We start from the raw sequence: 20,393 nt of genomic DNA on the forward strand, positions 1-20,393 counted from the left end.
GCGTGCGACGTGACACGGACCAGCCGACGGATCACCGTCCGGTACGACGGCGCGAGCAGCGGCACGGGCCCGCTCACGCTCGGCCAGGACAACATGCTCCGCTGCATCCGCAACGACGCCCCCGCGGCGATCAACCGGGAGTCCGTCTGGCCGGTGCCGGACGGCGTCACCGTGCCACAAGCCCTTCGCGTCCTGCGTGAACTCGTCGAGCGGCATGAGTCGTTGCGCACGTCCTTCCCCCGGGGGTTGGGGGAAGACGGCTTCCCCGACCGCCAAGTGGTGCACGCGAAAGGCGAGTTCGACGTCACGGTCGTCGACGCCGACGACGTTCCGGCCGCCGGACTCGATCCGCTCGCCGAGGCGCTGGGACGCGCCGACGTGGCCCTGCCGTTCGACGTCGCCGCCGCTCCCCGGCTGCGCTTCATCCTGCTCGCCGACGGTGACCGCGTGCTGCGGCTGATCGCCGTCGTGTGCCACGCGGGTGCCGACGGAGCGGCCACCGCCGTGCTCATCGAGGACTGGCTCGACCTCGCGGCCGGCAAGGAGCTCCCGCCCGTCACCGCCCCCACCCCGCTGCAGGTGGCCGCCGTCGAGCGGAGCCCGCGGGGCCTGCGAAGAACCGACGCCGCCCTGCGGCACTGGGCGCGCCTGCTCGCCACCGGTCCGCTCACGCCCTTCGCGGACGCGCGGATCGCAGGCCCGCCGGACCGCGTCGGGGCCGTGCTGGTCCGGTCCGCCGCCGGGGCCCGCGACCTCGCCGCCGTCTGCCGCCGCACCGGCGCGGGCCCGTCCGTCGTCGTGCTCGCGGCCTTCGCGGCCCTGGCCGCCCAGTGGGCGGGCAGCCACGAGCTGATGATCTCGGCGCTCTCGTCGAACCGGCAGCGCGCTGCGATGGCCGACCACGTCGGCACCCTCGCGCAGGACGCGCTGCTGCTCCTCGACACCGGCGTCGCCGACTTCGACCGGCTGGTCGGCCGTGCCAAGTCGGCCGCGCTGCGGGCGTACTGGCACAGCACGCTCGACGCCGAGCAGGTCTGGCGGCTGGTCGAGGACACCGCGCACCTGCGCGGCGCCCGGTACCCCCGGCGGCTGGTGGTGAACGACGTGAGCCAGGCCGTCCCCGACGCCGTGCTCGACACGCGCCCGGCCCCGGCCGCCGACCCCGAGCTGGTCAGGCTGCCCGACCAGCCGATCGGCGTCCGGCTGATGTTCACGGTCCTGCGGCACGGGGGCGTGCTGGAGTTCGTGCTGTCCGCCTGTCCGCAGGTGCTCGACGCCGCCGAGACCGAGGCCTTCGCCCGCCGCCTGCTCGACCTCCTGGCCGCCGCCGCCCACGGCCCGGTCCCGCTGGCCGCCCGGCCGGCGACCCTGCGGGCGGGGGAGTGGCGGCAGGTCGACGGCTCGTGGATCGACCTGGCCGCCCTCCGTACGGTCCTCGCCGAGGTCCTCGGCGCCGCCGCTACCGTCGACCACGCCGACGGTCGGCTCGTCGCCCGCCTCACCACCGGCGACCCCGCGCTGACCCCGGCCGTCGCCCACCGGGCCGTGGTCGCGGTGCTGCCCTGCCGGGACACGGTGATGGCGCCGCACCACTACGTCGTCCACGGGCCCGGGGGCACGACCGAGGGCGACGGCCGCGACCCCGTGATCACCGCGCGCCTCGCCGGACTCGCCTGAGCGCCGGACCTGGCTGGACCCCGCACCCGCCTGAACCCCGCGCCCGCCCGGACGCCGCGCCCGCCCCGGCTCACCTGAACGGAGGAAGATCGAGCGCCCGTCGCGTCACCCCTGGGTGTCCTCCCACTCCCACGAGCACTCCGCCGTCGCCCCCGAGGTGAGCTCCCACGGGCTCGGCACCTCGTGCGGATCCCCGTCGCCGTCCTGCACGGGGAGCCGGTCGATCACCGCGACCAGCGCGGGCGGCAGCTGCGGCGCCAGCCCGCGGTGGCAGCGGGACAGGATGTCGCGCCGCACGTCGTCCGGCAGCAGCGGCCGGCTCACCCGCAACGGCCTTGGCCCGCGCGTGCGTTCGGCCGCGGCGAGCTGGTCCGACCAGGCGCGCCAGTAGTCCGCGTCGTCGGTCTCGCCGAGCATCAGGTGGTGCAGGTGCAGGCAGTACGCGGCGGTCCCGCTCCCGGACCCGGCGGCGAAGCGCCACCAGAACTCGGCGCCTTCCTCCCGCCCGGTCGCGTACAGCAGCGCGCCGAACACCTCGGCCCCCTCGGGCTGGATGCGGCGCGCGTTCACCAGCAGGTCGAGGCCGCGCGAGGCGTCCGGCGCGCCCAGCACCAGGGCCACCACGAGGCCCAGTTCGAAGGCGGCCTGCTCGTGCTCGGTCGGCAGGTGGGGCGGTCCTGCGGTGAGTCGGGCCTGACGCAGGGCGGCGATGCGTTGGGCGTGGGCGCGTTCGGGGCGGGGCACGTGGAACGGCGCGCGCCCCTGCCCGGCACTCCGCGCCCTGTCGGGCGGGGGAGTACCGGGGCCGTCGACCGGCGGGTGCGGCTCGACCCGGCGCGGCTGAGTCTCGGGCTGCGGCTGCCGCTCCGGCTCGGGTCGTGGCCGGAGCGTCACTGCGCGCCCTCGCTGTCCGGGAGTTCGCCCACCCCGAGCCGCCGCGCCAGCCGCTCCCGGGCGTGCCGCAGGTTGGAGTGCACGGTGGCCACCGGCCGGTCCAAGTAGGCCCCGATCACCTTGACGTGCAGGCCGAGCAGGTAGCGCAGGACGATCACGTCCCGCTGGCGGTCCGGCAGTTCGAGGATCGCCGCGTACAGCCGCACCTCGTCCGCCTCGCTGTGCAGCAGCCCGTTCGCGACCTGCTTGAACGCCCCGATCACGGCCGCGAACGTGACCGCCTCGACCGCCACCGGCTCCTCGCCCGCGACCCAGTCGGCGATGTGCCGGTTCGCCAGCCGCCAGGCGTACGCGGCCGGCTCCTCGAACCGCAGCACCTGGGACCAGCACCGGGCGAGGTCCTCCTTGACCGCTTCCACCACGAGCGTGACGTCGGCGCGGTTGCCTATCCGGGTGAGCGCGAGGGCGTGCCAGGCGGGTTCGTGGGTCTCGCAGAACGCCGAATAGGCCAGCCCCATCCGGACGTTGACGGACTCGCCCGGCACCGCGAGGGCCTCGCGGCCACCCCTGTCGATCGTCATCGAGCCTGCTTTCCGTGGCACCGGCCGGTCGCCGGGCCACCCGAGGGTCGGGCTGTGTGCGCCCATCCTCATTCCATCAGCCCTGTCACTCCAGGCTGCAAAGCGAATACAGATTGTCATCTCATGGGAATGAGTGCCTGGTTGCGTACAAGGCTGAGCGGGACGGGACCGCGGTTGACCTCCGGCCGGCCTGGGCAGCAATCGATCACGTTGCGCAGCAGACGCCGCACAGGGGAGAGCGATGAACCGGTACGACGGGGTGGACCTCCGGCTGAACGTCCCGCACTCGGCCCGGATGTACGACTACTACCTCGGCGGCTTCACCAACTTCGCCGCCGACCGCGAGGCCGCGGGCCAGGCGCTCGCGATCGCGCCCTGGCTGCGCGCCGCCGCCCGCGCCAACCGCGCCTTCGTCCACCGCTCGACCCGCGCCCTCGCGCTGGCCGGCATCGACCAGTTCCTCGACATCGGCACCGGCATCCCCACCTCGCCCAACCTGCACGAGACCGCCCAGGGGGTGAACCCGCGCGCCCGGGTCGTCTACGCGGACAACGACCCGATCGTGCTCTCCCACGCCCAGGCCCTGCTCGCCAGCACCCCCGAGGGCCGCACCGCCTACGTCGAGGCCGACGTCACCGACCCGGCCGGCCTGCTCGCCGCGCCCGGCCTGCGCGAGACCCTCGACCTCGCGCGCCCGGTCGCGCTCTCCCTCAACGCGCTGTTCCACTTCGTCCCGGACGCGCACGGCGCGCGCGAGGTGGTCGAGCACCTCAAGTCGGCGCTCGCCCCCGGCAGCGCGCTGGTGATGACGCACGTCAGCCCGGAGTTCGCCCCGGAGGAGGTCGCCCGGCTGATCCACATCTACGCGGCGGCCGGCACCGCCACCCAACCCCGCACCCGGGCCGAGTTCACCCGCTTCTTCGACGGCTGGACCCTGATCGCCCCGACGATCGTCCCCACCCCCCGCTGGCGCCCGGCCCCCGACGACCCGGCCGTCACCGACACCGAGGCCGCGTGCTACTCGGGCGTGGCCCTGAAACCGTGAGCCGGTCCGGGTGAGCCGGGCGGGTCCTCCGTCGATCACCCTTCTCGACCACGCCCCCGTCCCGTCATGCCCCGCCCCCGTGGACCGTGCGGCCCCGCCCCTCCTGTCACAGACTGGTGGTGGATCGATGCTGCCCCCGAGGCTGGGAGAAGCATGCTGCTCGGACTCTCGACGGCGCTGGTCGCGACCGTCTGCTTCGGCTTCGGGGCGGTGTTCCAGGCGCGCGGGGCCAGGTCGGCGCCGCGCGCGGACCGGGTGCGGGCGGGCCTGCTGGCGGCGCTCGTCCGCTCGTGGCAGTTCGTCCTCGGCACGCTGCTGGACATCCTCGGCTTCGTGCTGAGCATCGTGGCGCTGCGCAGCCTCCCCCTCTTCCTCGTGCAGGCGGTCACCAACGCGAGCCTCGCCGTCACCGCCCTCGCCGCCGTCTGGCTGCTCGGCGCGCGGCTGCGCCGTGGCGACCTGGCGGGGATCGTGGCGGTGGTCCTCGGCCTGACGCTGCTCGGCCTGGGCTCGGGCAAGGAGGGCCGCGAGTACGCGCCGTCCGCGTTCCACTGGGCGCTGCTCGGCACGACCGTCGTCATGGTGCTGCTCACCGTCGTCCTCGTGCGGCGCAACGGGACGGTCGCCGCGGCCGGCCTCGGCCTGCTCGCCGGCGTCGGGTTCGGCGTGACCAGCCTCGCCGTCCGCGTGCTCGACGCGCACCGGCTGACGTCCGTGCTCGCCGACCCCGCCGCGTACGCCCTCGTGCTGGGCGGGCTCGGCGGCTACCTCGCGTACGCCCTCGCGCTGCAGCGCGGCACGGTGACCGCCGCGACGGCCGCCGGGACGGTCGCCGAGACCTTCGGCCCGGCCCTGGTCGGGGTGGTGGCGCTCGGCGACGCCGCCCGGCCGGGCCTCGAATGGTGTGCGCTGGCGGGCTTCGCGGTGGCGGTGGGCGGCACGTTCGTGCTGTCCCGGTTCGGCGAGCTGGAGGGGGAGTCGGCCGAGGCGCTCGCCCCCGAGGCCGGCACGCGGGCGGAGCCGGCGGTGCCGCCCCGCTAGTCCCGCCCCGCCAGTGCCACGGCAGTGTGCCCCGCAAGGCCCTCCCGGTAGCCCGCGCGGCGCCGCCGTGCGAAGGTGGCTTGCCGGACAAAACGGACGGCGTCCACGCAGGACGGTAGAGCGGCAGGTGCGCGATGGCGGACGAAGCCCACCGAGGGTCCCGACACCCGGGGGCGCCCGAACGCCCCGTGGTGCTGATCACCGGCGCGTCCTCCGGCATCGGCCTGGCCACCGCGACCCGCCTGGCCGAGGCCGGCTGGCAGCTGTTGCTCTCCGGCACCGACCGCGCCCGGCTGGACGAGCTCGCCGCCGGCACCGGCGGCGTCGCCCTGCCCGAGGACCTGAGCAAGCCGGACGGCCCGGCCCGCCTCGCCGAGGCCGCGCTGGAGACGGCCGGCCGGGTGGACGTGCTGGTCGCGAGCGCGGGCCTGGGCTGGCGCGGCGCGTTCCAGGACACCCCGTCCGACACCCTCGACCGGATGATCGAGGTGAACTTCGCCGCCCCCCTGCGCCTGGTGCGCCTCCTCCTGCCGGGCATGCTGGAACGCCGGCACGGGCGGATCGTCCTGCTCGGCTCGATGGCCGGCCAGGTCGGCGTGCGCGACGAGTCCGGCTACTCGGCGACCAAAGGCGGCCTCGCGATGTTCGCCGAGAGCCTCTGGTACGAGCTGCGCGGCACCGGGGTCGGCGTGCGGCTGGTGCTGCCCGGTGCCGTCGAGACCCCGTTCTTCGACCGCCGCGGCACCCCGTACCAGCGCGACCGCCCGCGCCCGGTGTCGGCGGAGCGGGTCGCGGACACCGTCGTGGCGACGATCCGCACCGAGCGCGACCGCCTGTTCGTGCCGCACTGGCTGGGCGTCCCGGCCCGCATCCACGGCGCCGCGCCGGGCGTGTTCCGCCGCATGGCGTCCCGCTTCGGGTGACGGCCCGCCACCTCCTCGCGGCCGCGGCCGCCGTCGAGCTCCTCCACCTGGCCCCGGCCGCCGTCCGCCTCCCGGTGCTGCGCCGCACGGTGGCGCGCCGAACCGCCGGGTTCGGCACGGCCCCCGGCCACGTAGCCCTGACCTTCGACGACGGACCGGACCCGCGCAGCACCCCGTACGTCCTCGACGTGCTCGACGAACTCGGTGCCCGCGCCACGTTCTTCCTCCTCGGCGCGATGCTCGACCGCGCCCCCGCCCTCGGCCGCGAACTCGTCGCCCGCGGCCACGAGGTGGCCGTGCACGGCTGGCACCACCGGCAGCAGTGGTACCCGGCCCCGGCGCGCGACCTGCGTGAACTCCGGCGTGCCACCGAGGCGGTGACCGATCTGTGCGGTGCCCGCCCGCTCTGGTACCGGCCGCCGTACGGCGTGCTGACCGCAGGCCCCGCCCTGGCCGCCCGCCGCCTCGGCCTGCGCAGCGTCCTGTGGACGGCGTGGGGCCGCGACTGGACGGCCGAGGCCACCGGTGAGTCCGTCCACGCCACCGCCCGCCCCGGCCTCACCGGCGGCGCGACGCTCCTCCTCCACGACTCCGACTGCACCTCCGCCCCCGGCTCCTGGCGCGCCACCCTCGCCGCCCTCCCCCTCATCGCCGCCCACTGCCGCGCGCACGCCCTCACCCTCGGCCCCCTCCGCGACCACGCGGTGCCCCCGGACCGGCCGCCGTCCTGAGCGGCCGGTAAATCGCTCGGCCAGACGGCTGCGCGCTCGCTACCCTCGGCCCATGGCCCACGCGAAGACCTCGTACGTCTGCCTGCCCTGCCGGGCCACGTACAAGAAGCCCTACGGCGCGCTGGAGCGCATCTGCCCGCGCTGCGCCGCACCGATGTTCCACGCGGGCTCCGCCTTCGCCGCGCCCCGCCGCCGCGACACCGCGGCCTGGCGGACGCTGTCCGTGCTGCTGAACGCGGGGATCGGCTTCCACAAGAGCTGCTGCGGCGGCCCGGGTTACCGCCCGCGCACCCTGCCCGAGGTCAAGGCCCGCCTCGCCCATGCGCGCAGGACGGGCGAGCCGGCCCACAAGGCGCTGGTGCGTCGCGAACTCCCTTGACGCTGCGGCGCCTTACCCTAGCCCCGCCTTACCCCAGCCCACCTCACCCCAGCCCCGCCTTGTCCAGCGCCGCGCCGAACCCGGCGCGCCACGCGTCCGGCGTCGCGCCGACGGACGGCGCGGGCTCCGGGCGGGTCAGCGCGGCCAGGGCGTTGCGGACCACGTCGGCCGGGTGGGCGTTCGTCACGTCGGCGTGGCCGAGCTCCAGTTCGTGCTGCAGGTTGTCCCGTCCGTGCCCCTGGACGACGTCGAGCAGCAGCATCCGCCGCCCCAGCGCCCGGGCCTCGCTGCACGTGTCGCCGGAACTGGTGACGACGAGGTCGGCCGCGGCCATGAGCGCCGGGATCCGCTCGGTGTACCCGAAGGGGTGCAGGCGCGGTTCGCGGGCGGCGGCCCGCCGCAGCCGCCGTTCGAGCTCCGCGTTGCGCCCGGCCACCGCGAGCACGTGCGGCCCGGCGGCCGCGAGGGAGGCGGCGGTCCGGGCGAGCGGACCGAGTCCCCAGGCACCGGACATGAGGAGCACGCACCGGGCGTCCGGCGGCACACCCAGCTCCGCCCGTGCCGCGGCGCGCCCCGGCGGGCGGTAGAACGGCGCGCGCAGCGGGGCGGGCAGCACGGCGATCTCCGCGTCCGGGCGGTAGCGCCGCACCGCGCAGGCGGCGACCTCGGAGGTGACGAGGAAGAGGTCCGTCCCCTCCTGCACCCACAGCCGGTGCGGGGTGACGTCGGTGCAGAACACGAAGTGCCTGAAGTCCCGCCCCGGCAGCCGGTTGACGGCCGAGGTCGCGGTGGCGAACACCGACACCACCAGGTCCGGCCGCTGCCGGGCGGTCAGTTCCCGCAGCGCGGGCACCAGCCGGGAGCGGGCCGCCGCGTCGGCGAGCAGCGCGATGCGGGCGCCGGGCCGCAGCGCGGAGAAGTGGAAGGCGTCGTAGACCCCCGGCAGGTCGAGCAGCCGCCGGAACACCGCCTCCCCGGCAGCGCCGGAGCGCTCGCCGAGCAGCGCCATCGCGTCGACGGTGTCGGTGGTCCAGCCGCGCTCCCGGAGCGTGTCGGCGCAGGCCCGGGCCATCACGTCGTGGCCCTGGCCGAGGGAGCCGGAGATCAGCAGTGCGTGCGGCACGAGCGGCGCCTCAGGAGCCGAGGGAGGCCCGGTACCAGTCCGCGTACCGCCGCACGCCGTCGGCGAAGTTCGTCCGCGGCGACCAGCCGAGGAGCCGCTTGGCCTGCGCCGAGGAGATCCGCCGGCCGGCGTAGTCGGCGGTGCGGGCCTCGATGTGCTCGATCGACACCGGCCCGAGCAGCCCGTCGACGGTGTCGGCGATGTCGCGCACCGAGACGGCGGTCGAGCCCTCCAGGGCGAAGGTCTGGTCCTCGGCGGCGGGGGACAGGGCCCGGACGTGGCCGTCGGCCAGGTCCTCCACGTAGACGAAGTTGCGGCTCTGCCGGCCGTCGCCGGCGATGGTGATCGGCCGCCCGGCGAGGGCCGCCTGCACGAAGCGGGCGACGACCAGTTCGTCGCGCATCCGCGGCCCGTACGGGATGCCGTAGCGCAGGATGGTGAAGTGCAGGCCGTACAGCTCGCGGTAGCTGTGCACGAGCATCTCGGCGGCGAGCTTGGTGGCCACGTACAGGTGCCCGCTGCGCTCCAGATCGATCGGCACGTGCTCGTCCAGCTCCTGCTCGTCGCCGCCCAGCTGGTCCTCGGCGCCGAGTGCGGCGCCGTACACCCACACGGTGCTGGCGAGCACGGTGCGGCTGAGGCCGCTGCGCCGGGCGGCCTCCAGGACGGTCGCCGTGCCGTCGATGTTGACGCGGACGGCGCGCAGGGGGTCGGTGCGGATCTGGTCGACGTCGGCCATCGCGGCCAGGTGGTAGACGACCTCGCTCCCGGCCAGGGCGGCGGTGAGGCCGGGCAGGTCGAGGACGTCGATCCTGGCGTGCTCGGCCTCGGGGTTGAGGTACTTGTCGGCGGTGTCGATCGCGAGGACGTCGTGCCCGGCCGCGACCAGCCGGTCCACGACGTGCGAGCCGATGAATCCGCATCCCCCGGTGACGGCTATCCGCACGGTCTCTCTCCTTGTCGGGCGGTCTTTCGGCTGATCTGTCGAGCGGTCTGAGCGGTCTGTCGAGCGGTCTGTGAGGCGGTCGGTGAGGCGGTCGGTCGGGCGACGGATCGGTGCGGGTGGCCGGCCGGCCGCGGTCAGGCCAGCCGCCGCAGGACCGCCGAGACGGCCTCGACGACCTGCTCGATCTCGTCCTCGGTCATGTCGGAGTGCACCGGCAGGCAGACCTGCCGTGCGCAGACGTCCTCGGCGGCGGGCAGCGGGCCGCGCCGGTAGGGGGCGAGCACCGGCTGGAGGTGGAGCGGCAGGTCGTACACCTCGCCGGAGAGCCGCACGCCGTGCTCCTCGGCGGCGATCCGCTTGAAGTCGGCCCGGTCGACGCCGCGCGGCAGCAGCGCCACGTACTTGTAGTAGTTGCTGCGGCAGCCGACCGGTTCGGCGACCGGCTCCAGCCCGGCCAGTCCGGCCAGCGCCTCGTCGTAGCGGCGGGCGACGGCCCGGCGGGTCTCGATGAACTCCTTGAGCCGGCGCAGGTGGACGGCGCCGACGGCGGCGTTGAGCTCGCTCATCCGCCAGGAGTAGCCGGGCAGGACGTGGTGGTTGGTGCTGAACGAGCCCTTGCCCTGGTCGCGGTAGATGCGGGCCTCGTCGCGCAGTTCCGGCGACTCGGTGAGGATCATGCCGCCCTCGCCGCTCGTGGTGACCTTGGTCGGGTAGAACGAGAACGCCCCGGCGAGGCCGAACGACCCGGCGGAGCGTCCGTTGAGGCTGCTGCCGTGGGCGTGCGCGGCGTCCTCGATCAGCGGGACGCCGTGCCGGTTGCACAGCGCGCGCAGGTCGTCGACGGCCGGGGTGATCAGCCCGCCGATGTGGACGAGTACGACGGCTGCCGTATCCGGGGTGAGGGCCGCCGCGAGGGTCTCGGGGGACAGCGCGAGGGTGGCCGGGTCGACGTCGGCGATCACCGGGCGGCCGCCCGCGTGCAGCACGGCTCCGGCCGTGGCGTAGAAGGTGACGGCGGGCACGACCACGTCGCGGTCCCGCACGCCGACGGTGCGCAGGACGATCTCCAGCGCCGACGTGCCGCTGGACACCGCGACGGCGTGCGAGGCGCCGTGCTCGGCCGCGAAGGCCTGCTCGAAGCGCTCGGTCCAGGGGCCGAGCGTCATCGCACCGGTGGCGAGGATCTCCGCCACCGCCTCGGCGACGGCCGTGCGGTCGCTCTCGTCGAACACGATGCGGGCGGCGGGTACGCCCATGGGGCACCTCCGGCGGCGGGCTGGGGTCAGCACCGATCGGGTGGGGTCGGTCCGGGCGTCCGAAAACGGCCGGGCCAGGCACATCACGCTACTTCGGCCGCCCGCGACCGGCCCGTTGTCGCCCCCGCACGGGTGACGCCCCCGCACGGGTGACGCCCGCCGCTGGGGGCACGCCGGGTACGCCGTCGGAAGCACCCGGGACTGCTTCGAGGGGAGGGCGTGCGCTCCGCCGTCCGGGGAGGTGACCTACTGCGTACGCAGTACGGGAAGTGTCTGCGCAGGGATGACGACGGAGCAGGGGCCGGCGACGAAGGATTGGTCACGCTGCGGAAGGACCGCGCCGACCGGCGCCCGGCCCTCCGCGGCGTGTTCCGCACCAGGTCGAAGACCGCGATCCGAAGGAGGCCGCTCTCCCGTGGCCACGTTGCTCTACCGCCTGGGCCGATGGGCCTTCGTCCGGCGCCGGCTGGTGACCCTCCTGTGGGTCGCCCTGCTGGCCGTCGGCGGGGTCCTCGCGGCCAAGGCACCCGCCGCGCCAGACGACGGCTTCGCGATGCCCGGCACGGAGGCCCACAAGGCCTTCGACCTGATGAACGAGCGTTTCCCCGGCGGCCACGCCGACGGCGCCTCCGCCCGCATGGTGTTCGTCGCCCCCTCCGGGCAGAAGATCACCGCCGGGCCGAACCAGCAGGTCGTCGAGAAGACGGTCGACGAGCTCGCGCACGCCGAGGAGGTCACCGGCGCGGTCAGCCCGTTCAAGGCCGGCACGATCTCCAAGGACGGCACCACCGCGTACGCGACGGTGAACTACTCCGTCAAGGCGGGCAAGCTGTCCGCCGGCGCCACCAGCGCCCTGGAGCAGGCCGCCCAGCACGGCCGGGACGCCGGGCTCAAGGTCGAGATCGGCGGCACCGCCCTGGCGGCCAAGCCCGAGGCGGGCGGCAGCAGCGAGGCCATCGGCATGGCGCTGTCCGCGGTCGTCCTGACGATCACCTTCGGCTCGCTCGTCGCCGCCGGGCTGCCGCTGCTCACCGCCGTCGTCGGCGTCGGCCTCGGCATGGCGCTGATCACCGGGCTCGGCAGCGTACTCGGTCTGTCCAGCACCACCGGCACGCTCGCGATGATGCTCGGCCTCGCGGTCGGCATCGACTACGCCGTGTTCATCGTCTCCCGGTACCGCGCCGAGCTCGCCGAGGGCCGCACCCCGCAGGAGGCGGCCGGCCGGGCCGCCGGCACGGCCGGCTCCGCGGTGGTGTTCGCGGGCCTCACGGTGGTGATCGCCCTCGCCGGGCTCTCGGTGGTCGGCATCCCGCTCCTCGCCAAGATGGGCATGGCCGCGGCCGGCACGGTCGTCATCGCCGTCCTGGTCGCGCTCACGCTGGTGCCCGCCCTGCTGGGCTTCATCGGCAAGCGGGTGCTGCCGCGCAAGGTCCGCAAGAGGGCCGGGAACGCCGACGGGGCCGCCCCGGCCCCCGCGTCCGCGAAGGAGAACGGCGGCGCCCGCTGGGCCCGGTTCGTCCTGCGCCGGCCGGTCGCCGTGCTGCTCGGCGGCGTGATCGGCCTCGGCGTGCTGGCCGCGCCCGCGCTCGACCTGCGGCTCGGCCTGCCGGGCGACGAGGCCAAGCCGACCTCCACCACCCAGCGCCGCGCCTACGACCTGCTCTCCGAGGGCTTCGGTCCCGGGTTCAACGGCCCGCTGACCGTCCTGGTGGACGCCAAGGGCGCGCCCGACCCGAAGGCCGCCGCGAGCGAGGTCGCCAAGACGGTCTCCGCGCTGCCGGGGGTCATCACCGTCACCCCGCCGATGTTCAACAAGGCCGGCGACACCGCCCTGCTCAACGCGATCCCGGCCACCGGCCCGGCCGCCGCCGAGACCAAGGACATCGTCCACGCCATCCGCGGCCACGCGGCCGGCCTCAAGGCCGAGACCGGGGCGAGCGTCCTGGTCAGCGGCACCACGGCGATGAACATCGACGTGTCGCAGAAGCTCACCGACGCGCTCGTGCCCTACCTCGCGATCGTCGTCGGCCTGGCCGTGCTCCTGCTCCTGGTCGTCTTCCGCTCCGTCCTCGTCCCGCTCAAGGCCGCGCTCGGCTTCCTGCTCTCGGTGGCCGCCGCGCTCGGCGCCGTCGTCGCCGTCTTCCAGTGGGGCTGGCTCGCCGACCTGATCGGCGTCCAGCAGACCGGGCCGGTGATGAGCATGATGCCGATCTTCATGATCGGCGTGGTCTTCGGCCTCGCCATGGACTACGAGGTGTTCCTGGTCACCCGCATCCGCGAGGGCTACGTGCACGGCGAGCAGCCCGGCCAGGCCATCGTCACCGGCTTCCGGTACAACGCCCGGGTGGTCACTGCCGCCGCCTTCATCATGATCGCCGTCTTCGCGGGCTTCATCGGCATGAGCGAGCCGATGATCAAGATGATGGGCCTCGGCCTCGCCGCCGCCGTCGCGTTCGACGCCTTCGTGGTCCGCATGACGATCGTCCCGGCCGTCCTCGCCCTGCTCGGCCGCCGCGCCTGGTGGCTGCCGACGTGGCTGGACCGCCTCATACCGGATATCGACGTCGAGGGCAGCAAGCTGCACACCGCCGCCCCCGAGCCGGCCCCGGTCCGGGAGTCCGTCGGCGTCTAGCGCAGTCACCGATTCGAACGGCCGCCGGACCCAGGGTCACGGATTCCACGGCCACCGATTCGAACGCCCACCGATTACCGTTGCAGTCGGGGGCCGCCGCCGAGCGCACCGCCGCTCGCGCCGACGGCCCCCGACCCGCGACCCGGAGAGCACCCATGACCACCACCTGGCAGCGCCTGCGCCAGAACCACCCCCGACTGATGGACGTCGTCGGGGGCGCCGCTCTCGTCACCTCCACCGCCTTCGGGGCGACGCTCGACCAGAGCGGCCACTTCCACGGCCTCAACCCGCTCACCGGCGTCCTGTCGCTGGTCTCCGTCGTCGCCGTCTTCGCCCACCGCCGCCACCCGCTCGCGGTCGTCGCGGTCACGCTCGTCTGCTCCGTCCTGCTGACCCCGACCACCCCCAAGCTCACCCCCGCCCTCGCCACCCCGCTGCTCTGCGCGCTGTACTTCCTCGCCGTCCGCACGGACCGCACCACCGCGCTGCGCGCCTCCATCGTCACGGCCGTCGTGCTCACCGCGACCTCGCTGGCCGTCGACGCCGGCGGCCACTTCGGCGAGCGGCTCGGCGTCCTCGCCTGGGCCCTGCTGCCCGGGGCCCTCGGCGACTCCATCCGCAACCGCCGCGCCCACCTCGCCGCCATCGAGGAGCGCGCCGAACGCGCCGAGCGCACCCGCGAGGAGGAGGCCCGCCGCCGCGTCGCCGACGAGCGCATCCGGATCGCCCGCGACCTCCACGACGTCGTCGCCCACCACATCGCCCTCGCCAACGCCCAGGCCGGCATCGCCGTCCACCTCATGGACCGCCACCCCGCCCAGGCCCGCGAGGTCCTCAGCCACATCACCGACGCCACCGGCTCCGCCCTCCAGGAACTGCGCGCCACCGTGGGCCTGCTGCGCCGTGCCGAGGAGCCGGCCCCGCTCGAACCCACCCCCGGCCTCGACCGCCTCCCCGACCTGATCAACGCCTTCGAGCGGGCCGGCCTGCCGGTGCGGCTCAACGTCCGGGGCGAGGCCAGGCCGCTGTCGCCCGGCGTCGACCTCACCGCCTACCGGATCCTCCAGGAGTCCCTGACCAACGTGGCCAAGCACGCGAGCGGTGCCGGCGCCGAGGTCACCATCGGGTACACCGAGAGCCGGCTCGCCCTGACCGTCGCCAACGGCGGCCCGCCGCCGGTCGCCGCCCGCCGGACTGTGCTGCTGCCCAGCCAGGTCCCCGGCGAGGGCGGCTTCGGCCTCATCGGCATGCGCGAACGGGCCGGCGCCGTCGGCGGACGCCTCGCCGCCGACCCCCGCCCCGGCGGCGGGTTCCTCGTCACCGCCGAACTCCCGCTGCGCACCGGCGCCCGCGACCCGGGCCCGGAGGCCGCCCTCCCTGATGCCTCCCACCCGGAGACCGGCCGCTCCGACGCCGCCCGTCCCGTCGCCGGCTGGTGCGACGCCGTCCGACGGGACTCCGCCCGACCCGACAAGGACCGCCCATGACCATCCGCGTACTGCTCGCCGACGACCAGGCCCTGCTGCGCGGCGCCTTCCGCGTCCTCATCGACGCCGAGGACGACATGGAGGTCGTGGGCGAGGCCGCCGACGGCCGCGAGGCGGTGGAGCTCGCCCGCGCCACCAGGCCGGACATCGTCCTGATGGACATCCGCATGCCCGGTGCCGACGGCCTCGGTGCGACGGCGGCGATCTGCGGCGACGCGGAACTGGCCGGCACCCGGGTGCTCATCCTCACGACCTTCGAGATCGACGAGTACGTGGCCCAGGCGCTGCGCGCGGGCGCGGGCGGCTTCCTCGGCAAGGGCGCCGACCCGAAGGAGCTCCTCGCCGCCGTCCGCACCGTGGCCGCCGGCGACGCCCTGCTCTCGCCCGCCGCCACCCGGGCCGTCATCGACCAGTTCCTCGCCCAGCCCGACCCGGCCGCCGCCGTCACCGCCGAACGCCTCGCCGTCCTCACCGCCCGCGAACGCGAGGTGATGTCGATGGCCGCCACCGGCCTGACCAACGAGGAGATCGCCGAGCGCATGTACGTGAGCCCGTTCACGGTCCGCACCCACGTGCACCGCGCGATGGCCAAGCTCGACGCCCGCGACCGCGCCCAACTCGTCGCGATCGCCTACCAGTCCGGCCTCGTCCCGCCCGGCCGCCCGGCCTGAGTGCCACGGCCGTCGGGGTGTCACTGCCGTCGGGGCGTCGGGGCGGCAGGCCGCCCGGGGCGGGCTACTTCCGGGCCAGCCGGAAGACGGCCACCAGGACGGCGGCGGTGAGGGCCAGCAGGATTCCGGCCTCCACGAGTTGCACGGGGACGAGGTCGGCGGAGGGGTGGTACTTGATCCAGGAGGCGGTGGCCCCGTCACAGGCGTGGCTCCCGAACAGGCACGTGTCGCTGCCGACCCGGGTGCCGTCGGCCATGACGGCACCGCGGTCGATCAGCCACGCGTTGGTCGGCTGCGCCTCGTGCAGCGGTACCACCTTGTCCGTGATCGGGTAGAGGTACCGGCGGGCCCAGCTCATGGCGCCGAATGCGGTTCCGACCGTAGCCGCCGTGACGAACATCGCGGGCAGCGTCCGGCGCAGCAGCTGGCCGAGCAGCGCGCCCACCGCGAGCGCGAACAGGGACCAGGCCACTGGCGCCAGCCCGAGGGCGGGGTAGGTGAAGAACTGGAACGGCGGGTCGAAGGCGATCGGGCCGTGGACGACGTCCGTCCACCAGACCCAGCTCATCAGCGCGGCGACGACGCCGGTGGTGGCCAGCACGGCGAGGCCGGGCACGGCGAGTCGGACCGCGAGCCACCGCAGCGGGTGGACGGACTGCGAGCGGATGAGGCGGATCGTCCCGCGCTCGTGCTCCTGGGCGATCATCGGCGCGCCGACGAAGACGCCGACCAGCAGCGGGATCGCCGTGACGACGGGCTGGAGTACCTGCACGTACCAGAACGTCGGCCGGTTGATGGGGGCGAGCAGGGTCCAGCACTGGGTGCTGTTCCAGCTCGCGGGGCTGTAGCAGCCGGTCCTCCGGAGAATTCCGATGGTGTGCTGGCTGGCGATGTGGATCCAGAGCAGATCGGCGGCCGCCAGGACCAGCAGGGCGCCCATCGTCCGGAGGAGCGCGCGGTTCTGGCGGAGCACCACCCACGTCAGGCCGCGTATCCGCCCGGCGGCCGGCCGCGGGGCCGTGGACGTGGCGGCCCGGTCGGGCAGGACGTTCGTGCTCATGCACCCGCCTCGCTTCGCTCGGCAGGGGCATTCGCCCATGCGCACCTCTTGATGATTCGCTCACTTCGTTCGCTCATGCGCCCGCCTCGCTTCGCTCGGCAGGGGCATTCGCCCATGCGCACCTCTTGATGATTCGCTCACTTCGTTCGCTCATGCGGCGGCCTCGTCATTCAGGGTGGCGGACGGCTGTCCGGCGGCGGGGGAGCGGAGGTAGCCGAGCAGCAGGTCCTCCAGGCTCGGCCGCTCGCCCTCCCACGGTCCGTCCTGCGGCGCGTCGGTGCGCACGAGCGCGGTGGCCCGGCGTCCGCCGACGCGCCGTTCGACCAGGACGTCGGCGGGCGGGGCGGGCGCCTCGGCGGGGCCGGTGAGCAGCCGGTGCCCGTCGAGGATGTCGTCGAGGTCGCCGGCCAGCCGGATGCGGCCGTGCTGGACGAGCAGCAAGTGGTCGATGACGCCGTCGAGTTCGGGGAGGATGTGCGAGGAGAGCACGATGGTGGTGCCGCGGTCGGCGGCCTCGGCCATGAGCGTGCCCATGAGCTGGTGGCGGGCGAGCGGGTCGAGGTCGGCCATCGGCTCGTCGAGCAGCAGCAGGTCGGGCGTCTTGCCGAGGGCGAGCGCCAGCGAGACCCGGGTGCGCTGGCCGCCGGAGAGCGAGCCGATCCGCGCCCGCATCCTCAACTCGCCCTGTTCGACGATCCGGTGGGCCACCTCGTCGTCCCAGGCGGGATTGAGCTCGCGGCCCATCCGTAGCGTCTCGGCCACCGTGAAGCCCGGGTAGAGGGGCTTGTCCTGCGCCACGTACGAGACGCGGGCGCGCAGTTCGGCCGTCGCGCCGGGTTCGCCGAAGACCCGGAGCCCGCCTTCGGTCGGGGCGACCAGACGGGCGGCGAGGCCGAGAAGGGTGCTCTTGCCCGCGCCGTTGGGGCCCACCACCCCGCAGATCCGGCCGGCCGGGACGGTGAAGTCGCAGCCGCGAAGCGCCCATTCCCCCTTGTACTGCTTGCCGAGGCCGGTGGCCTCCAATGCCGCCGGTTCGGCTGCCGCCGCTTCGAGGGGCGTTTCGGCCGGCGGTATGTTCATCGGGTCGTTCACCCGGTCCCCCACAGGTAGTTCTCAGTTCGGCGGTGCCGGGGAGACCCCGGTGCCGAAGCGCTGCTCCAGAACGGATGCCATCAGCGCGGCCATGTCCTCGCGCTCCAGCCCGGCCTCCCGGGCCCGGTCCACCCAGCCGACCAGGTCGGCGCGCAGTGGCCCGTCGGCGGCCGCCTCCGGCCGGGCGAGCGAGCGCCGGACGAAGGTGCCGAGCCCCGGCCGGGGCTCGACCAGGCCCTCGCGTTCGAGTTCGCGGTAGGCCTTCAGCACGGTGTTGGGGTTGATCGCGGTCAGCTCGACCACCTCGCGGGCGGTCGGCAGCTTGTCCCCGGGCTGCAGGAGGCCCAGCCGCAGGGCCTGTTTGGTCTGCTGCACGATCTGCTGGTAGGTGGAGACGCCGCTGCGCCGCTCGATGCGGTACTCGATCACCCCGTTGCGGCCTTTCACTAGTTCAATAGTGGAATGGTGGCCCACTGCGGCGCGCGGGTCAAGCCGGACCCGGGGGTCCGGGAGAGCCTCCGGCCGGACGGCGGCTCGGTTCGATCGGCGCGGCTCCGGCCGGTCAGGGTCGCTTCAGCAGGAGCAGGCCGTTCTGGTCGATCAGTGGCCGGTACCCGCGCTCCCGGTACTCCGTCACCATGTGGAGCGTGGCGGCGATGGCGCACGGCGACTGGACGGTCGGGTCGTGCAGGTCGACGGCGACCCACTCCGGGCCCGGACCGTCCGGCGGCCGGCAGACCAGGGTGACGACCGCCCGGTCGGTGAGCTGTGCCGCCAGCCGGTTGGACGAGGCGACGGTGGCGTCGTCGGGTATCAGGCCGAGCATCGCCCGGGTCTCGGTGAGGCGCGGCGAGGTCCGCCAGGCCTCGGGCATCACGACCTCGTGCAGCGGGTAGAGCGGCAGCGTCACGGCCGTCACCAGGGCGCTGACGGCGAGCGCGCGCCGGATCCGGCGGCGGTCGGCCCGCCGGATGACGTCGATGAGGGCGCCGACCGCGATCGGCATCAGCACCGCGCTGTAGTGGTAACTGACGCCCCAGTAGTTGGGGTTGGCCGACAGCAGGCGCCAGGCCAGGGTGGGCACGCAGAGCAGGGCGAGCGGCGAGCGCAGGCCGAGGAAGCCGGTGGTGGCGGCGAGCAGGAACAGCAGCAGCCACTTGACCGGGGGCCAGACCAGCCGCGCGGCCATGGCTCCGGCCGAGGGGTGTCCGCCGCCGTCCACCTGCTGCCAGTAGTCGAAGCCGCCGGTGGGGTTGAACGACGGCAGGATGACGAGCACGGTGAGGGCGGTCGCGGCGAGGCCGGCCGCCGCGAGGGCCAGGCCGGGCGCCGGGCTGCGGCGGTCCTGCCTGGCCTGCCAGGCGATGAGCGCGCCGACCGCGGCGACGGTCAGGCCGAGGTCCTCCTTGACCAGCAGCAATGGTAGCGACCACAGCGCGGCCGCCAACGGTCGGCGCCGGCCGAGCGCGGTGACGGCGAAGGCGAGCAGCGGGACGGCGAAGGCGATCTCGTGGAAGTCGTCGGCCGCCGCCCGGACGATCCCCCAGGAGGCCCCGGTGACGCAGCCGATGGCGAGGGCCACCCGCGGTCCGGCCGCTTCGTGCGCCCAGCGGGTGAGCGGGACGACGGCCAGGGTCATGAGCAGCGCCTGGGCGACGATCAGCGTGACCGGGGTCGGGAAGGCCCGGTAGAGCGGGGCGAGGGTGGCGATCAGCGGGTGGAAGTGGTCGCCGAGCAGGTGGTAGCCGGGCCCCTTGAGCGGCACGACCGGCGCCCGGCCGTGTGCGTAGGCGCGGATGGCCTGTTCGAAGATGCCCAGGTCGTAGGCCTTGGTGAGGCCGCGGCGGTGCCGGTTGACGCCGACGCACGCGTAGAGGGCGGCGAAGCCGGCGGCCAGTCCCCAGGCGAGGGCGGCGGGGCGGCACAGGACGGCGAGCCGCCGCGTGAGGAGGCCGGGGAACGGCTGGGGGTCGGGGTGGATCGGGCGGGCTGGCGAGAGGACCGCGTGCATCGGGAAAGTACCCTTTCACTATTCGATTAGTGGAAGGGTGGTGGAAGGGGCGGGGGCTCGTCAATCCCGGTCCGGCGGCGCCGATCGGGCCCCCGGCCTGCGCGAAAACACCCTCCGAACGGATGTGCAGCGAGTAGTGTGCCGGTGACTCAGAATGAGGAGGGGCTCGTGGAAGCGAACGAAACGGCGGGCGAGGTGCGGGGTCTCCGGCCGTGGCCGGGGAGTGCGAGGCGCGGATCACGCGCGTTCGAGGAACGTCTGGCCGACCTGCTCCGACTGCTCGACATCGAGGTCGCGCCGGGGGCGGACTTCACGGACGCGGGGCGCTGGGAGGTCCACAAGGCGCTCGCCGGACGGGCCGAACTCCCCGAGGAGTACTTCGAGGCGCTGCTGAACGCCGCGGTCTACGACCCGAACCCGAGCTTCAACCGGCGGTTCGTCGAGCCCGCCCTGACGGGCTTCGGCCGGCGCCGGGTCCGGATGGCGCTGCTCGCCCGGCTGCGGACCGGCACGGACGAGGAGCGCGCGGGCGCGGCGCGGGCCTGGTACTGGACGGCGCTGTCGGCCGGCGACCGCTGGACCGACCCGGACGACGGCGCGAGCGTGCGCAACGCGTGGCACGAGGCCGCGCTGCGGGAGTTCGTCGCCAACGAGGACCAGGACGTCCGCCGCAGCATCCTCCCCGGGCTGCCGCTCGTCCCGCGCGCGTACCCGGCCGAGCTGCACCCGCTCGTGGAACGCGCGGTGGAGATCGCCAGAACGCACCCGGACGAGTACATCCGTGAGCGCGCCGAGACCCAAGTCGCCCTCTGACAAAGGGTGTTGGCCTTCGGCGTGATGCGGG

The 20,393-nt window shown here is 74.7% G+C and carries 19 protein-coding genes; 10 read left to right on the forward strand and 9 right to left on the reverse strand.

Annotation, left to right across the window (positions count from 1 at the left end; genetic code table 11):
* Positions 1–9: 9 nt before the first annotated feature.
* Positions 10–1,677: a condensation domain-containing protein gene (locus ACFVU9_RS05895; RefSeq protein ID WP_387590352.1), complete on the forward strand. Its 1,668-nt coding sequence runs from the start codon at positions 10–12 to the stop codon at positions 1,675–1,677.
* A 105-nt stretch (positions 1,678–1,782) separates the two neighbouring features.
* Here ACFVU9_RS05895 and ACFVU9_RS05900 read toward each other — a convergent pair whose 3' ends face one another.
* On the reverse strand, positions 1,783–2,421 hold the full coding sequence (locus tag ACFVU9_RS05900; RefSeq protein ID WP_387590355.1) for a hypothetical protein: 639 nt from the start codon (positions 2,419–2,421) through the stop codon (positions 1,783–1,785).
* Between the two features lie 146 nt (positions 2,422–2,567).
* Complete coding sequence (locus tag ACFVU9_RS05905; protein ID WP_380439835.1) at positions 2,568–3,152, reverse strand: RNA polymerase sigma factor; 585 nt, start codon at positions 3,150–3,152, stop codon at positions 2,568–2,570.
* Positions 3,153–3,393: 241 nt separating this feature from the next.
* Here ACFVU9_RS05905 and ACFVU9_RS05910 point away from each other — a divergent pair, with 241 nt between their 5' ends.
* From ACFVU9_RS05910 to ACFVU9_RS05930, 5 genes are all read left to right on the forward strand, one after another.
* Complete coding sequence (locus ACFVU9_RS05910) at positions 3,394–4,197, forward strand: SAM-dependent methyltransferase (RefSeq protein WP_380495562.1); 804 nt, start codon at positions 3,394–3,396, stop codon at positions 4,195–4,197.
* A gap of 153 nt (positions 4,198–4,350) precedes the next feature.
* Complete coding sequence (locus ACFVU9_RS05915; protein ID WP_387590359.1) at positions 4,351–5,238, forward strand: hypothetical protein; 888 nt, start codon at positions 4,351–4,353, stop codon at positions 5,236–5,238.
* Positions 5,239–5,426: 188 nt separating this feature from the next.
* Positions 5,427–6,161, forward strand: a complete 735-nt coding sequence (locus tag ACFVU9_RS05920; protein ID WP_387590362.1) for an SDR family NAD(P)-dependent oxidoreductase — start codon at positions 5,427–5,429, stop codon at positions 6,159–6,161.
* Positions 6,158–6,892, forward strand: a complete 735-nt coding sequence (locus tag ACFVU9_RS05925; protein WP_387590365.1) for a polysaccharide deacetylase family protein — start codon at positions 6,158–6,160, stop codon at positions 6,890–6,892. The genes ACFVU9_RS05920 and ACFVU9_RS05925 overlap by 4 nt, the downstream gene beginning before the upstream one ends.
* A 52-nt stretch (positions 6,893–6,944) precedes the next feature.
* Positions 6,945–7,271, forward strand: coding sequence for a deoxyxylulose-5-phosphate synthase (locus tag ACFVU9_RS05930; RefSeq protein ID WP_380439825.1), 327 nt, complete (start codon positions 6,945–6,947; stop codon positions 7,269–7,271).
* A 43-nt stretch (positions 7,272–7,314) separates the two neighbouring features.
* On the opposite strand, the gene ACFVU9_RS05935 is transcribed toward ACFVU9_RS05930, so the two are convergent.
* From ACFVU9_RS05935 to ACFVU9_RS05945, 3 genes are all read right to left on the reverse strand, one after another.
* On the reverse strand, positions 7,315–8,394 hold the full coding sequence (locus ACFVU9_RS05935) for a hypothetical protein (RefSeq protein ID WP_387590368.1): 1,080 nt from the start codon (positions 8,392–8,394) through the stop codon (positions 7,315–7,317).
* Between the two features lie 10 nt (positions 8,395–8,404).
* Entirely contained in the window at positions 8,405–9,340 is a 936-nt protein-coding gene (locus ACFVU9_RS05940) for an NAD-dependent epimerase/dehydratase family protein (protein ID WP_387590370.1), read from the reverse strand.
* 134 nt (positions 9,341–9,474) lie between these two features.
* Positions 9,475–10,596, reverse strand: coding sequence for a DegT/DnrJ/EryC1/StrS family aminotransferase (locus ACFVU9_RS05945; protein ID WP_387590373.1), 1,122 nt, complete (start codon positions 10,594–10,596; stop codon positions 9,475–9,477).
* A gap of 415 nt (positions 10,597–11,011) precedes the next feature.
* Here ACFVU9_RS05945 and ACFVU9_RS05950 point away from each other — a divergent pair, with 415 nt between their 5' ends.
* From ACFVU9_RS05950 to ACFVU9_RS05960, 3 genes are all read left to right on the forward strand, one after another.
* Entirely contained in the window at positions 11,012–13,228 is a 2,217-nt protein-coding gene (locus ACFVU9_RS05950; protein WP_387590376.1) for an MMPL family transporter, read from the forward strand.
* A 155-nt stretch (positions 13,229–13,383) separates the two neighbouring features.
* Positions 13,384–14,715, forward strand: a complete 1,332-nt coding sequence (locus tag ACFVU9_RS05955) for a sensor histidine kinase (RefSeq protein WP_387590378.1) — start codon at positions 13,384–13,386, stop codon at positions 14,713–14,715.
* The gene (locus tag ACFVU9_RS05960; RefSeq protein WP_387590381.1) at positions 14,712–15,386 is read left to right on the forward strand and encodes a response regulator; all 675 of its coding nucleotides are present in this window, start codon (positions 14,712–14,714) and stop codon (positions 15,384–15,386) included. The genes ACFVU9_RS05955 and ACFVU9_RS05960 overlap by 4 nt, the downstream gene beginning before the upstream one ends.
* Before the next feature lie 64 nt (positions 15,387–15,450).
* On the opposite strand, the gene ACFVU9_RS05965 is transcribed toward ACFVU9_RS05960, so the two are convergent.
* The 4 genes from ACFVU9_RS05965 to ACFVU9_RS05980 form a co-directional block, all read right to left on the reverse strand.
* On the reverse strand, positions 15,451–16,446 hold the full coding sequence (locus tag ACFVU9_RS05965) for a hypothetical protein (RefSeq protein ID WP_387590384.1): 996 nt from the start codon (positions 16,444–16,446) through the stop codon (positions 15,451–15,453).
* A gap of 150 nt (positions 16,447–16,596) precedes the next feature.
* Positions 16,597–17,526 carry an ABC transporter ATP-binding protein gene (locus ACFVU9_RS05970; RefSeq protein WP_387590387.1) on the reverse strand — a complete coding sequence of 310 codons (930 nt, stop codon included), beginning with the start codon at positions 17,524–17,526 and terminating at the stop codon, positions 16,597–16,599.
* A 33-nt stretch (positions 17,527–17,559) separates the two neighbouring features.
* On the reverse strand, positions 17,560–17,967 hold the full coding sequence (locus ACFVU9_RS05975) for a GntR family transcriptional regulator (RefSeq protein WP_380439913.1): 408 nt from the start codon (positions 17,965–17,967) through the stop codon (positions 17,560–17,562).
* A gap of 133 nt (positions 17,968–18,100) precedes the next feature.
* Entirely contained in the window at positions 18,101–19,549 is a 1,449-nt protein-coding gene (locus ACFVU9_RS05980) for a DUF2079 domain-containing protein (protein WP_387590390.1), read from the reverse strand.
* Positions 19,550–19,717: 168 nt separating this feature from the next.
* Between ACFVU9_RS05980 and ACFVU9_RS05985 the strand changes: the two genes are divergently transcribed.
* Positions 19,718–20,362 (forward strand): hypothetical protein, encoded by a 645-nt coding sequence (locus ACFVU9_RS05985; protein ID WP_380439805.1) that lies wholly within the window; start codon positions 19,718–19,720, stop codon positions 20,360–20,362.
* The last annotated feature ends 31 nt before the right edge of the window (positions 20,363–20,393 follow it).

The organism is Kitasatospora sp. NPDC057936, assembly GCF_042887525.1.
Taxonomy (GTDB): Bacteria; Actinomycetota; Actinomycetes; order Streptomycetales; family Streptomycetaceae; genus Kitasatospora.

Bases quoted from the DNA above. Each gene is read 5' to 3' on its own strand.
- ACFVU9_RS05905 (WP_380439835.1), bottom strand. From the start codon at position 3,152: ATGACGATCGACAGGGGTGGCCGCGAGGCCCTCGCGGTGCCGGGCGAG.
- ACFVU9_RS05980 (WP_387590390.1), bottom strand. From the start codon at position 19,549: ATGCACGCGGTCCTCTCGCCAGCCCGCCCGATCCACCCCGACCCCCAG.
- ACFVU9_RS05945 (WP_387590373.1), bottom strand. From the start codon at position 10,596: ATGGGCGTACCCGCCGCCCGCATCGTGTTCGACGAGAGCGACCGCACG.
- ACFVU9_RS05930 (WP_380439825.1), top strand. From the start codon at position 6,945: ATGGCCCACGCGAAGACCTCGTACGTCTGCCTGCCCTGCCGGGCCACG.
- ACFVU9_RS05915 (WP_387590359.1), top strand. From the start codon at position 4,351: ATGCTGCTCGGACTCTCGACGGCGCTGGTCGCGACCGTCTGCTTCGGC.
- ACFVU9_RS05910 (WP_380495562.1), top strand. From the start codon at position 3,394: ATGAACCGGTACGACGGGGTGGACCTCCGGCTGAACGTCCCGCACTCG.
- ACFVU9_RS05955 (WP_387590378.1), top strand. From the start codon at position 13,384: ATGACCACCACCTGGCAGCGCCTGCGCCAGAACCACCCCCGACTGATG.
- ACFVU9_RS05960 (WP_387590381.1), top strand. From the start codon at position 14,712: ATGACCATCCGCGTACTGCTCGCCGACGACCAGGCCCTGCTGCGCGGC.
- ACFVU9_RS05970 (WP_387590387.1), bottom strand. From the start codon at position 17,526: ATGAACATACCGCCGGCCGAAACGCCCCTCGAAGCGGCGGCAGCCGAA.
- ACFVU9_RS05965 (WP_387590384.1), bottom strand. From the start codon at position 16,446: ATGAGCACGAACGTCCTGCCCGACCGGGCCGCCACGTCCACGGCCCCG.